Annotated in this window: 11 protein-coding genes; 9 read left to right on the top strand and 2 right to left on the bottom strand. The window is 75.8% G+C overall.

The window, feature by feature from the left end:
* The first annotated feature begins 17 nt into the window (after positions 1–17).
* The 6 genes from LEP48_RS14300 (at position 18) to hemL (ending at position 7,010) form a co-directional block, all read left to right on the top strand.
* Complete coding sequence (locus LEP48_RS14300; protein ID WP_225566273.1) at positions 18–1,211, top strand: uroporphyrinogen decarboxylase; 1,194 nt, start codon at positions 18–20, stop codon at positions 1,209–1,211.
* Positions 1,208–2,689 carry a protoporphyrinogen/coproporphyrinogen oxidase gene (locus LEP48_RS14295; protein ID WP_225566272.1) on the top strand — a complete coding sequence of 494 codons (1,482 nt, stop codon included), beginning with the start codon at positions 1,208–1,210 and terminating at the stop codon, positions 2,687–2,689. Before LEP48_RS14300 ends, LEP48_RS14295 begins: the two co-directional genes overlap by 4 nt.
* Positions 2,690–2,774: 85 nt before the next feature.
* Complete coding sequence (gene hemC / locus LEP48_RS14290; RefSeq protein ID WP_225566271.1) at positions 2,775–3,770, top strand: hydroxymethylbilane synthase; 996 nt, start codon at positions 2,775–2,777, stop codon at positions 3,768–3,770.
* The gene (locus tag LEP48_RS14285; protein ID WP_225566270.1) at positions 3,767–4,624 is read left to right on the top strand and encodes a uroporphyrinogen-III synthase; all 858 of its coding nucleotides are present in this window, start codon (positions 3,767–3,769) and stop codon (positions 4,622–4,624) included. Before hemC ends, LEP48_RS14285 begins: the two co-directional genes overlap by 4 nt.
* Entirely contained in the window at positions 4,621–5,652 is a 1,032-nt protein-coding gene (gene hemB / locus LEP48_RS14280; protein ID WP_225566269.1) for a porphobilinogen synthase, read from the top strand. The genes LEP48_RS14285 and hemB overlap by 4 nt, the downstream gene beginning before the upstream one ends.
* Positions 5,640–7,010: a glutamate-1-semialdehyde 2,1-aminomutase gene (gene hemL / locus LEP48_RS14275; RefSeq protein WP_422723843.1), complete on the top strand. Its 1,371-nt coding sequence runs from the start codon at positions 5,640–5,642 to the stop codon at positions 7,008–7,010. The genes hemB and hemL overlap by 13 nt, the downstream gene beginning before the upstream one ends.
* Before the next feature lie 54 nt (positions 7,011–7,064).
* Here hemL and LEP48_RS14270 read toward each other — a convergent pair whose 3' ends face one another.
* Both LEP48_RS14270 and LEP48_RS14265 read right to left on the bottom strand, forming a co-directional pair.
* The gene (locus tag LEP48_RS14270) at positions 7,065–8,357 is read right to left on the bottom strand and encodes a type II toxin-antitoxin system HipA family toxin (protein WP_225566267.1); all 1,293 of its coding nucleotides are present in this window, start codon (positions 8,355–8,357) and stop codon (positions 7,065–7,067) included.
* Complete coding sequence (locus LEP48_RS14265) at positions 8,347–8,679, bottom strand: helix-turn-helix transcriptional regulator (protein WP_225566266.1); 333 nt, start codon at positions 8,677–8,679, stop codon at positions 8,347–8,349. The genes LEP48_RS14270 and LEP48_RS14265 overlap by 11 nt, the downstream gene beginning before the upstream one ends.
* Before the next feature lie 293 nt (positions 8,680–8,972).
* Between LEP48_RS14265 and LEP48_RS14260 the strand changes: the two genes are divergently transcribed.
* The 3 genes from LEP48_RS14260 (at position 8,973) to LEP48_RS14250 (ending at position 12,502) form a co-directional block, all read left to right on the top strand.
* Positions 8,973–9,299, top strand: a complete 327-nt coding sequence (locus LEP48_RS14260; protein ID WP_225566265.1) for a metal-sensitive transcriptional regulator — start codon at positions 8,973–8,975, stop codon at positions 9,297–9,299.
* A gap of 24 nt (positions 9,300–9,323) precedes the next feature.
* Positions 9,324–9,704 carry a heavy-metal-associated domain-containing protein gene (locus LEP48_RS14255; RefSeq protein WP_225566264.1) on the top strand — a complete coding sequence of 127 codons (381 nt, stop codon included), beginning with the start codon at positions 9,324–9,326 and terminating at the stop codon, positions 9,702–9,704.
* A 161-nt stretch (positions 9,705–9,865) separates the two neighbouring features.
* Entirely contained in the window at positions 9,866–12,502 is a 2,637-nt protein-coding gene (locus LEP48_RS14250; protein ID WP_225566263.1) for a heavy metal translocating P-type ATPase, read from the top strand.
* Positions 12,503–12,588 lie beyond the last annotated feature (86 nt).

Below are 12,588 nucleotides of genomic sequence, written 5' to 3'. Positions count from 1 at the left end.
GGGCAGAATCGTTGACCGTGACATCCCCCACGCTTGCGGCCACCGCCCCGGTCCACCTGCCCGCCGACCACCCGCTGGTCGACGGCCGGACGTCGACCTCCCCGCTCGTGCGTGCGCTGCGGGGCGATCGCCCGGCCACGACCCCCGTCTGGTTCATGCGGCAGGCCGGCCGTTCGCTGCCGGAGTACCGCGAGGTCCGTCAAGGGGTAGGGATGATCGAGTCGTGCCTCATGCCACACCTGGCGGCGGAAATCACCCTCCAGCCCGTGCGGCGCCACCGTGTGGACGCGGCGATCTTCTTCAGCGACATCGTCGTGCCGCTGCGCCTGGCCGGGGTGGACGTGGACATCAAGGCCGGTGTGGGGCCGGTCATGGACCGCCCGTACCGCACGGCCGACGACGTCGCGCGGCTGGTCGAGCGGGGGCTCACCGAGGAGGCGCTCGCGCCGATCACGGACGCTGTGCGCCGCACCGTGGCAGGCCTCGACGAGCTGTCAGGCGCTCGCGCACCTTCTGGTGCACGTGAGCCTGACAACTCGCCGGAGGGGTCGACGACGCCGCTCATCGGGTTCGGCGGCGCGCCCTTCACCCTCGCCGCCTACCTGGTGGAGGGCCGCCCGTCGCGCGACCACCTCGCCGCGCGCACCCTCATGCACGCCGACCCCGAGACGTGGGCGCGGCTCACCGCCTGGACCGCGGACCTCACCGGGGCGTTCCTGCGCGCGCAGGTGCTGGCCGGGGCGTCCGCGGTGCAGCTCTTCGACTCCTGGGCCGGGTCGCTGTCGCTCGCGGACTACCAGGCGCACGTGGCGCCGTCGTCGATGCGGGCGCTGACCCACGTGGCCGACCTGCGCGTGCCGGGCAGCGACACCGGCGTGCCGGGCATCCACTTCGGCACCGGGACGGCGCACCTGCTGCCCGCCATGCGCAACGTGCTCACGAACGCCGGGATCACCCACCCGACCGTGGGCGTCGACTACCGCACCCCCCTGGACGAGGCCGCGGCCGCCGTCGGCCGGATGCCGTTGCAGGGCAACGTCGACCCGGCGCTGCTCGGCGCCCCCTGGCCCGTGCTCGAGGCGCACGTCCGCGACGTCGTCGCGCGCGGCGCGGGGGCGCCCGGCCACGTCGTCAACCTCGGCCACGGCGTCCCGCCCGACACCGATCCCACCGTGCTCACCCGCGTCGTCGAGCTGGTGCACTCGCTGTGACGCCCGGGCCGGCGACCCCCGGCGAGCCCTTCGCCGACGCGCGGCCCCCGGAGCGCGTCCACGCCGTCGTCGTGGGCGGCGGGGTCGGCGGGCTGGTCGCCGCGCGCACGCTGGTGCGCCGCGGGCTGCAGGTGGTGGTGCTCGAGGCGTCCGACCGCGTGGGCGGGCCCGTCCGCGGCGGCGTGCTCCCGACGCTGCCCCGGCTGCGCCTCGACCTCGGCGCCGAGTCGTTCGCCGTGCGCGGCACCGCGGTGACCGACCTCGCCGACGAGCTGGGGCTCGACGTCGTGGCCCCCGCCGACCTGTCCGCGTGGGGCTACGCGGACGGCGACGCGTTCCCGCTGCCCGCGGCCGGCGTGCTCGGCATCCCGTCCGTGCCGTGGGCCTCGGACGTGCGCCGGGCGATCGGCTGGACCGGCGTCGCGCGCGCGGCGCTCGACCGGGTGCTCCCCCGGGTCGTCGGCGACACCACCGACCTCGGCACGCTCGTGCGCTCGCGGCTTGGCGGCCGCGTGGCCGAGCGCCTCGTCGCACCGGTCGCGACCGGCGTCCACTCCGCGCCCCTGGACCGGCTCGACGTCGCGTCCGTCGCCCCGGGCCTGCTCGAGGCGTACGCGCGCACAGGCTCGCTGTCCCGGGCGGTGGCCGAGCTGCGCGCCGCCGCGCCCGCCGGGTCCGCCGTCCGCGGCATCCGCGGCGGGATCCACGCGCTGGTCGAGGCCCTCACCGGCGAGGTCGCCGCGAGCGCCGAGGAGTTCGCGGACTCCCCCACCTCGGACCAGACCGGCCCCATCCACGCGGCGGTGCGCGTGGGGCAGCGGGTGGTCGACGTCGCGCGCGACCCCGCCGCGGGCGCCGGCGGCGACTGGTACGTGCGGACCGCGGTAGGCGACGTCGTGCGCGCCCCGCGGCTGATCGTCGCGACGCCCGACGTCGCACCGCTGGTCGAGCCCTGGGTCGACGTCGCGGCGCCGCGGCCGGAGCAGGGCGCCGACATCTGGTTGGTCACGCTGCTGGCGGACGCGCCCGAGCTCGACGACGCCCCCCGCGGCTCGGGGCTGCTCGTAGCCCCGGCGGGTGAGGGTTCCGGCCTGCGGGCCAAGGCCCTGACGCACTCCACGGCGAAGTGGCCGTGGCTGGCCGACCGCGTGCGCGCCGTCGCCGGGCCCGGGGTGCACGTGGTGCGGCTGTCGTACGGGCGGATCGGGTCGCCGACGACGCCGCCCACCGCCGACGAGGCGGCACGTGACGCGTCCGCGCTGCTCGGTGTGGACCTCACCGGTCGCGTCCGCGACCACCTGCTGCAGCGCTGGGACGGCTCCCTGCCCCCGCCCACCCCGGCGTACCGCGCACAGGTGGCGAGCTTCGCCGCCGCCGTCGGGCACACGCCGGGGCTCGCCGTCACCGGCGGGTGGGTGGCGGGCACCGGCCTGGCCGCCATCGTCACCCACGCGCAGTCCACGGTCGCGGCCCTCTGACGGTGCCCCGTCGGCGTGGTGTGAGATCGGCCTCTGCCGGCCGGTGGGTTGCCCACCGGCGCGGCGACTGCGCGACACTGGACGGGTGAGCACCCCCACGTCGTCCGGAACCGCACCGCTGCGCCTCGGCACCCGAGGCAGCGCGCTCGCCACCACCCAGTCGGGGCACGTCGCCCGGCGGCTGACCGAGCTGCTCGGCCGCGAGGTCGAGCTCGTGCGCGTGCGCACCGAGGGCGACGTCAAGACCGGCTCGCTCGCGTCGCTCGGCGGCACGGGCGTGTTCGTCACCGCGCTGCGCGAGGCGCTGCTCCAGGGCCGCTGCGACGTCGCCGTGCACTCCCTCAAGGACCTGCCGACCACGCAGCCCGACGACCTGACCGTCGTCACGCCCGAGCGCGAGGACCCCCGCGATGCGCTGTGCGCCCGCGACGGGCTGACGCTCGAGACCCTGCCGCGAGGGGCCCGGATCGGCACCGGCTCGCCCCGGCGCGCGGCGCAGCTGCGGGCCGCGCGGCCGGACGCGGAGGTCGTCGACATCCGCGGCAACGTCGAGACGCGGCTGGCCCGCGCGCTCGGCCCGGACGCCGACCTCGACGCGGTCGTCCTCGCCTACGCGGGCCTGGCCCGCCTGGAGCGGACGGCGGTCGTCAGCGAGGTGCTGGACCCGATCGTCGTCGCCCCCGCCCCCGGGCAGGGCGCGCTCGCCGTCGAGGCGCGCACGGCGGACCTGGCGCCCGGCACCGTCCTCGCCGACGCGTTCGCCGCGCTGGACCACCGCCCGACACGCCTGGCCGTCCTCGCCGAGCGGGCGGTGCTGGCGCGGCTCGAGGCCGGCTGCGCCGCCCCGATCGGCGCGCTCGCCCGGGTCGACGCCGGGGAGCTGCAGCTCGCGGCCGTGGTCGCCCGGGTGGACGGCACCGAGCAGCTCCGGCACGACGCCGCCACGGACCTGGTGCCCGACGACCACGCCGCCCAGGACGCCGCTGCCCTCGCGCTCGGCGTGCGCGTGGCGGAGGCCCTGCTCGCCGAGGGAGCCGCGCGGCTCGCGCCGCTCGTCGGCGGCGCGCCGGAGCCTTCGTGACGGCGGTGTGGGTGGCGCGGTCCGCCGGGCGCGCGGCGGCGCTGGTCGCGCGCCTGCGGGCGTCCGGCGTCGACGCCGTCGCCGCGCCCGTCATCGAGCGGGCCCCCGCCGACGACCACGCCCCGCTCGACGCCGCAGCCCGTGCCGTCGCCGGCGGCGAGTACCGCTGGGTGGTCGTGACCAGCGTCAACGCCGTCGGCGCCCTGCACGACGCCGCCCGCCGCGCCGGGGTGGACCTCGCGCGGGCCGCCACCCGCTGGGCCGCCGTCGGGCCCGCGACCCGCTCGGCGCTCGAGGACGTCGGCGTGCGCGTCGACCTGCTGCCCGCCGACGACGACGCCACCGCTGCGGGCCTCGTCGCGGCGTTCCCCCCGCCCGGGCCCGCGGCGCCGCACCGCGTGCTGCTGCCCCTGGGGGACCTCGCCTCGCCGACCCTCGCCCGCGGCCTCTCCGCCGCCGGCTGGGCGCCCAACGTCGTGACCGCCTACCGCACCGTGCGCCACGAGCTGGCCCCTGACGTCGCCCGGCGCGCCACGGACGGCGGCTTCGACCTCGTCGTCGTCGCGTCCGGCTCCGCGGCGCGCGAGGTCGCACGCCAGGTCGGCACCGGCACGCCCGTCGTCGCGATCGGCGGCCCGTCGGCCGCCGCGGCACGCGAGGCCGGTCTCACCGTGGCCGCCGTCGCCGCCACCCCCACCGACGACGGCCTCGCCGCCGCCGTCGCCACCGCCCTCCCGGCGGCGACCTCCCCAGCCCTCCCAGCGGCGACCTCCCCAGCCCTCCCAGCGGCGACCTCCCCAGCCCTCCCACCCACGTCAGCCTCAGCGCCCACCACCAGCAAGGAGCACCCGTGAGCACCTCGGGCATCGTCTACCGGCCGCGCCGCCTGCGCGCCACGCCGCGCCTGCGCCGCCTCGTCGCCGAGCACCGTCTGCACCCGGCGGACCTGGTGCTGCCGCTCTTCGTCAAGGAGGGCATCGACGCCCCCGTGCCGATCACGAGCATGCCCGGGCAGGTGCAGCACACCGAGGCCACGCTGCGCGACGCCGTCGCCGACGCCGCCCGCGCCGGGCTGGGCGGCGTCATGCTGTTCGGCATCCCCGCCGTGCGCGACGCGACCGGCTCGGCCGCCGAGGCGCCCGACGGCATCCTGCAGCGCGCGATCCGGACCGCCCGCGAGGCCGTCGCCGCCGTCGAGGCGGAGGCCGCGCCCGGCACCGCCGGACGCCCCGGGCCCGTCGTCATGGCCGACACCTGCCTGGACGAGTTCACCGACCACGGCCACTGCGGCGTGCTGGTCACCGGTCCCGACGGCGAGCAGGTCGTGGACAACGACGCCACCCTCGAGCGCTACGCCGCCATGGCCGTGGCGCAGGCGAAGGCGGGCGCGGACGTCGTCGCGCCGTCGGGCATGATGGACGGCCAGGTGGCCGTGATTCGCGACGCGCTGGACGACGCGGGTTTCGAGCACGTGAGCGTCCTCGCCTACAGCGCCAAGTACGCGAGCCCGTTCTACGGCCCCTTCCGCGAGGCCGTGGACTCCGCCCTGCAGGGCGACCGCCGGACCTACCAGATGGACGCCGCCAACGCCCGCGAGGGGCTGCGCGAGGCGGACCTCGACCTCGCCGAGGGCGCCGACATGGTGATGGTCAAGCCCGCCGGGTCGTACCTGGACGTGCTGCGCGGCGTCGCGGACCGGTCCGACGTGCCCGTCGCGGCGTACCAGGTGTCGGGCGAGTACGCGATGATCGAGGCCGCGGCGGCGAACGGCTGGATCGACCGCAAGGCGTCCGTCCTGGAGTCGGTGCTCGGCATCAAGCGCGCCGGCGCCGACATCATCCTCACCTACTGGGCCCTCGAGATCGCGGAGTGGATCAAGTGAACGGCACGACCCCGACCGGCGGCAGCTCCCACGACAACGGCGCGGCGTTCGCGCGCGCGCAGGCCGTCATCCCCGGGGGCGTGAACTCGCCCGTGCGGGCGTACGGCTCCGTGGGCGGCGACCCACGGTTCCTCGCGTCCGCGCGCGGCGCCTACGTCACCGACGTCGCGGGCCGCGAGTACGTGGACCTCGTCTGCTCGTGGGGGCCGGCGCTGCTGGGGCACGCGCACCCGGCCGTGGTCGCCGCGGTGCAGGAGGCCGCGGCCCGGGGACTGTCGTTCGGCGCCCCGACCGAGGGCGAGGTCGAGCTCGCGGAGGAGATCCGCCGCCGGGTGCCGCTCGCCGAGCGCGTGCGGCTGGTGTCCACCGGCACCGAGGCGACGATGACGGCGGTGCGCCTGGCGCGCGGCGTCACCGGGCGCCCGCTGGTCGTGAAGTTCGCGGGCTGCTACCACGGGCACGTCGACGCGCTGCTGGCCGAGGCCGGGTCCGGCGTCGCGACCCTCGCCATGCCGGGCACCGCGGGCGTGACCGAGGCGTCCGCCGCGGAGACGCTTGTGCTCCCGTACAACGACCTCGCGGCCGTCGAGGCCGCGTTCGCGGAGCACGGCCCCCGCATCGCGGCCGTCATCACCGAGGCGAGCCCCGCCAACATGGGCGTGGTGCCGCCCGCCGAGGGGTTCAACGAGGGCCTGCGCCGCATCACCCGCGAGCACGGCGCCCTGTTCGTCATGGACGAGGTGCTCACCGGCTTCCGCGTCGGCCCGTCCGGCTGGTGGGGCCTGGAGAACGCCGCGATCCACGCGGCCGGAGGCGAGGGCTACGACCCCGACCTGCTGACGTTCGGCAAGGTCGTGGGCGGCGGGATGCCCGTGGCGGGTCTCGGCGGCCCGGCGGCGATCATGGACCAGCTCGCCCCGACCGGGCCGGTGTACCAGGCGGGCACGCTGTCCGGGAACCCGGTGGCCGTCGCCGCCGGGCTGACCACGCTGCGGCTGGCTGACGACGCCGTCTACGACCGGGTGGACGCCGTCGCCGACACCCTGGCCACCGCCCTGGGGGCCGCGCTCGACGCGGAGGGGGTGCCGCACCGCGTGCAGCGCGCCGGCTCGCTGTTCTCCGCGTTCTTCGGGCCCGCCGCGGCCGAGCACGGCGTGCGCGACTACGCGCAGGCGCAGGCCCAGGAGGCATTCCGCTACCGCGCGCTGTTCCACGCGCTGCTCGACGAGGGCGTCAACCTGCCGCCGTCGGTCTTCGAGGCGTGGTTCGTCTCCGCGGCGCACGACGACGACGCGGTCTCGCGCATCCTCGACGCGCTCCCTGCGGGGGCGAAGGCCGCCGCGCGGGCGCGCGCCTGACCGCTCGGGCGGCGCACGGTCGGCGTGGACGACCCCACGCCGGGTCTCGACCCGCTATGCCTCGTCGTAGAACACGTAGGGGTTCAGGAACTCCCGCCCCATCAGCGACTGGCGCTGGGCCGCGGTCAGCCGTGCCTGGTCGCACGCGTCGTCCCAGTGCTCGTCGATCGCCCCGCGCACCCGGTCGACGATCTCGCCCGCGGCCGCCTCCGACAGCTGGAAGTCGCTGGCGACCATCGTGCACAGGCGCAGCTGCGAGCTGCGTCGGCCGTCGCGCGTGATGCCGATCGCCTGTGAAGACGTCCGGGTGGACCGCATCTGAGGTGCTAGGTCGTAGGCGGGCGTCAGGGACAGCCTGTGCCCGTCCCAGAACGCGCTGTGGTTGCGCAGGTGGTCGTCGTTGTTCCCGACGAGGACGTTGAACACCAGCCGCGTGTACAGCTCCGTGAGCGTCCCTCGGACGTCGGTCCACGGCCCGGTGCGTACGGCGTCCGCCAGCTGCGCGTACGTCGCCTGGTAGGAGCTCATCTCGCGCAGGCCCAGCACCGTCAGCATCGTGATCATCTGGCGGCGCTCGAATCGTGCCGTCCCCTCTCCCGCTGGCTTCGCGACACGGTCGAACCGGTCGAGCAGCAGGACTTCGTGGCCCGCGGCCCGCGTCACCTCGACGTCCGGGACGTTGATGCCGGCCCTCCGCGCAAGGAGCATCGCCACGGCTTCCGCCTGCACCGCCGGTCGGGTGTCCGTCGACGACGAGAACTTCGCCACGAGCTGCCGGTCGCCGTCCTGCAGGAGCGCCTTCGGTCGTGCCCCTCCGATGGAGGTACCGTGCTGCGCAGCCGCGGCGAGCGAGGCTGGAACCGGCTCACCCCGCTCGATCAGGTCGACCAGCTCGAGCAGCTCCTCGAGCGTCGCATCCTGGTCACGGGCGATGTACTCGTCCGGCGCTGGCTGAAAGTCGATCGCGCCGATCCGGTTCGACCCGGACGAGAGCATGTACGTCAGCTCGCTCAGGTCCCGTTCCTCGGCTCCGAGCCGAGCGTTGATGACCCTCCGGCCCCACGCGTCCGGCGCTGCGTCTCTGAGCACCCCCGCGACCGGGAGCGGAACACGGCCCGGCCGGTCTCGCGGATCCAGCACCTGGTCAGACACCGGCAGCTCGGGGGTGAACAGGGAGACCGCCTCCGGGCGGCGCCGGTAGCTGGCGGCGTACCGGAACACGAGCACCGACTGCCCCTCGAGAACCGCGTGCGAGTCCTGGAGGGCGCCCGCAACCACGGGCTCCGACTGGCCGCGCAGCCACACCCAGACGTACACCCGCTCCGGCGCGCGCGGCTCAGAAGTCATCGGGCACCTCGATGTCGTGACGTCGCACCCGCTGGGGCAGCAGCGCGAGCTTGTCGATCACACGCGACGCCACGCTCCCGAGCTCTCGCGCCTCGACGCCGAACAGCGGCACGCCGCACAGCACGGCAGCCTCGAGCACGGTGCCGACCGCCGTCCCGGGCTCGCCGCGTTCGATCCGCCCGACGAGACCAGGGCTCGAGCCGAGCCTGTCGGCGAGCTCAGCAGCGCTCCACCCGAGCTCACGACGAGCGATCGCGATCTCACCACCGAGGGCCCGCAGCGCGGCGTGCGTCTGCGGCAGGTACGACCGGTGGCGTTTCACTCGATCCTCCCTTCCATAAACATATGTCTAGCGGCGTAACCGTGCGCTTATGTTACCGCATGGCCTCGAGGCGCGGTCCGGCGACGCACCGGTACGGCGTGCCCCGCGCGCGGCGCGAGCGCGGGGCCGACCAGACGTGAGTCCTCGGGACAGGTGACACGCTGATCTGGTACCCGGACGGGCTGGTCAGACGACGCGGCGGACGCCTGCGCGAGAGCCTTCGGGTCAACGGAGGGCTGGGCGACGGCGACCCGCACGCTTGACCGTGTACCCCCTAGGGGTATGATGGCGTCATGACCGAGACCACCGCCCCCGCCGTCGGACACCAGCACGACGGACCGCACGGCTACGCCTCCGACAAGGGGGCGTACCTCAAGCGCATGCGCCGCATCGAGGGACAGGTGCGCGGCATCGCGAGGATGATCGACGAGGACGTGTACTGCATCGACATCCTCACCCAGGTGTCCGCGGTGACCAAGGCCCTGCAAGCCGTCTCCATCGGCCTGGTCGAGGACCACCTGGGCCACTGCGTCGTCGACGCCGCCCGCGCGTCGGAGGCCGAGGGCGCCGCGAAGGTCAAGGAGGCCGCCGACGCCATCGGCCGCCTCGTCCGTAGCTAGACCCACCACCGCCAAGGAGAACTCATGAGCACAGTCACCACCCTGGGCGTCACCGGCATGACGTGCGCCAACTGCGTCGCGCACGTGACGTCGGACCTCAAGGATGTCGCCGGCGTCGAGGACGTGACCGTCGAGCTGAACGTCGGCGGCGAGTCCGAGGTCGCCGTCTTCTCCGACGAGCCCCTGGACGAGGCCGCGCTGCGCGAGGCCGTCGACGAGGCCGGCTACGAGGTCTCGTCCGTCTCCGTCCAGGCCGACGCCCTCGCCGCCCAGCAGGCGGCGCAGGCTCCCGCGCGCCAGGAGGCGCACAGCTGCGCGTGCGGTTGCGGCGGTGGCGGCGCGTCCGGCACCGCGGAGCAGCCTGCCACCAAGACGTACGACCTGTCGGTCCCGCCGCGCGCCTGACCGCCCCCTTCCGCGGGGAGCCGGCCGACCCGTCGTCCCACGACGTCCGGCTCCTCGCGCCGCGCCGCCGTCCACCACCGCGGCGCCCCCACCGCGACCCCGCCACCCCGGGTCGTCGCGGGTGACCTCCGCCCAGCACCTGCACCAGGGAGTCACCCCGGATGAGCACCCCCACCGCATCCACGGCCCTTGACGGCCCCGGCCTGCCGATCGCGGAGATCGACCTCGCCATCGACGGCATGACGTGCGCGTCGTGCGTCGCCCGCGTCGAGAAGCGCCTCAACCGCGTCGACGGCGTCCTCGCGACCGTGAACCTGCCGCTGGAGAGCGCGCACATCGAGCTCACGGCCGACGTCGACGACGCCGCGCTCGTCGAGGCCGTCGAGAAGGCCGGGTACACCGCGCACGTCACCGCCCGTCGCGACGTCGCGCCGCCCGAGCCCTCCGCGCCTTCGCCCGCACCCACAGGCCCGTCCACAGCGACGTCCACAGCGACGTCCACAGCCGGCGCCGGTCCCGTCGCGGCCGAGCCGTCGCACGACGTGGCCGACGGCCGTGCCGGCGCCCCCGCCGCTCACCGGGCCGACGACGCCAAGGGCCTGCGCCACACGGACCTGCGCGGCACGGACCTGCGCCGCCGGCTCGTGGTGTCCGCCGTGCTCACCGTCCCCGTCGTCGCGCTGTCGATGCTCCCCGCGCTGCAGCTCACGGGCTGGCAGTGGCTCGTGGCGGCGTTCGCGCTGCCGGTCGTGACGTGGGGGGCGTGGCCGTTCCACACGGCGGCGGCACGCGCGGCCCGCCACGGGGCGTCGACGATGGACACGCTCGTGTCGCTCGGCGTCGTCGCCGCGACACTGTGGTCGCTGTGGGCGCTGCTGCTCGGCGGCGCGGGCGAGCTCGGCATGCGGATGCGGCCGTCGCTGCTGCCCTCGCCGTCGGACGGCGCACCGGAGCTGTACTTCGAGGTCGCCGCCGTCGTGACGACGTTCCTGCTGGCCGGCCGGTACGCCGAGCACCGTTCGCGCCGGCGTGCGGGCGACGCCCTGCGCGCGCTGCTCGAGCTGGGCGCCAAGGACGCCGAGCGGGTGCGGCTCACGGGCGACGGCACGCCCGCCGTCGGGCCTGATGGCGCCCGGCTCACCGACCGCGTGCCGGTCGCGGAGCTGCGCGTGGGCGACGTGTTCGTGGTGCGCCCGGGCGAGAAGGTCGCGACGGACGGCGAGGTCGTCGAGGGCGCGAGCGCGCTCGACACGTCGCTGCTCACGGGCGAGCCCGTGCCGGTGGACGTCGGGCCGGGCGACGCCGTGACCGGGGCGACGATGAACACGTCGGGCCACCTGCTGGTCCGCACGACGCGGGTCGGCGAGGAGACGACGCTCGCGCAGATCGGGCGACTCGTCGCCCGCGCGCAGACCGGCAAGGCGCCCGTGGCGCGGCTGGCGGACCGGATCTCGGCCGTGTTCGTGCCCGTGGTGCTGGGGCTGGCGGTGCTCACGCTCGCCGGCTGGCTGCTGTCCGGCGCGGACCTGCAGCTCGCGTTCACCGCCGCCGTGGCGGTGCTGATCATCGCGTGCCCGTGCGCCCTGGGCCTGGCCACGCCCACCGCCCTGCTGGTCGGCACCGGCCGGGGCGCGCAGCTCGGCATCCTCATCAAGGGCCCGCAGATCCTGGAGTCCACGCGCCGTGTCGACACCGTCGTGCTGGACAAGACCGGCACCGTCACGCAGGGCCGCATGCGCGTGGAGCGGGTCCTCACCCCCACCTCCCCCGAGTTGTCAGGTTCACGTGCACGTTCCGGTGGTCCTGGGCCTGACAGCTCGCTCGGGGCGGCGGAGCGCGAGGTGCTGGCCTACGCCGGCGCCGTCGAGGCGCTCAGCGAGCACCCGATCGCCACGGCCGTCGCGGACGCCGCCACGGAGCTGTCAGGACCACGTGCACGTTCTGATGCACCTGATCCTGACAGCTCGACCGGGGCCGACGGCGTCGGCATCGGCGCGCTCCAGGCGTTCGACTTCCGCGCCACGCCGGGCGGCGGGGTCGAGGCGGTGGTGCGGCGCGCCCACTCGGGGCTCGCCGGGCTCGCCGCCGACGGCGGGCTCAACGCCCGGCGCGTGCTGGTCGGGCAGCCGTCGTGGCTGGCCGGTCAGGGTGTCGTGCTCGACGGCGGTCTCGCCGCAGCGTTCGACGACGCCGAGCGGACCGGCGCGAGCGCCGTCGTCGTCGCCTGGGACGGCGCCGCGCGAGGCATCGTCGTACTGCGCGACCCGGTCAAGGCGACCTCCGCCGCCGCGGTGCGCGAGCTGCGTGACCTCGGCCTGCGCCCGGTCCTCCTCACCGGCGACGGCGAGGGCGCAGCCCGCGTCGCCGCCCGCGAGGTGGGCATCGCCGACGACGCCGTCATCGCCCGGGTCCTCCCGCAGGACAAGGCCGCCGTCGTGGGGCGCCTGCAGGGCGAGGGGCGCGTCGTCGCGATGGTGGGCGACGGCGTGAACGACGCGGCGGCGCTCGCCACCGCCGACCTGGGCCTGGCCATGGGCACCGGCACGGACGTCGCCATCGAGGCGAGCGACATCACGCTGGTGCGCGGCGACCTGCGGTCCGCGGCGGCCGCCGTCCGGCTGTCCCGGCGCACGCTGCGGGTGATCAAGCAGAACCTGTTCTGGGCGTTCGCCTACAACGTGGCCGCGATCCCGCTGGCCGCGGCGGGGCTGCTCAACCCGATGATCGCCGGGGCGGCCATGGCCGCGTCGTCCGTCATCGTCGTGGGCAACTCCCTGCGCCTGCGCCGCGCCGCCTGACCTCGACTGCGTTCTCCGCCCCGACCGTTGTGAGCGCGCGTTTGGCCCACTTCCATCTCGGAAAGTGGGCCAAACGCGCGCTCACA

This window comes from Isoptericola luteus (assembly GCF_020297055.1).
Lineage (GTDB): Bacteria > Actinomycetota > Actinomycetes > Actinomycetales > Cellulomonadaceae > Isoptericola > Isoptericola luteus.
The sequence above is the reverse complement of the archived record's forward strand: the minus strand, read 5'-3'. Positions and strand labels throughout refer to the sequence as shown.

Bases quoted from the DNA above. Each gene is read 5' to 3' on its own strand.
- LEP48_RS14270 (WP_225566267.1), bottom strand. From the start codon at position 8,357: ATGACTTCTGAGCCGCGCGCGCCGGAGCGGGTGTACGTCTGGGTGTGG.
- LEP48_RS14260 (WP_225566265.1), top strand. From the start codon at position 8,973: ATGACCGAGACCACCGCCCCCGCCGTCGGACACCAGCACGACGGACCG.
- LEP48_RS14255 (WP_225566264.1), top strand. From the start codon at position 9,324: ATGAGCACAGTCACCACCCTGGGCGTCACCGGCATGACGTGCGCCAAC.
- LEP48_RS14250 (WP_225566263.1), top strand. From the start codon at position 9,866: ATGAGCACCCCCACCGCATCCACGGCCCTTGACGGCCCCGGCCTGCCG.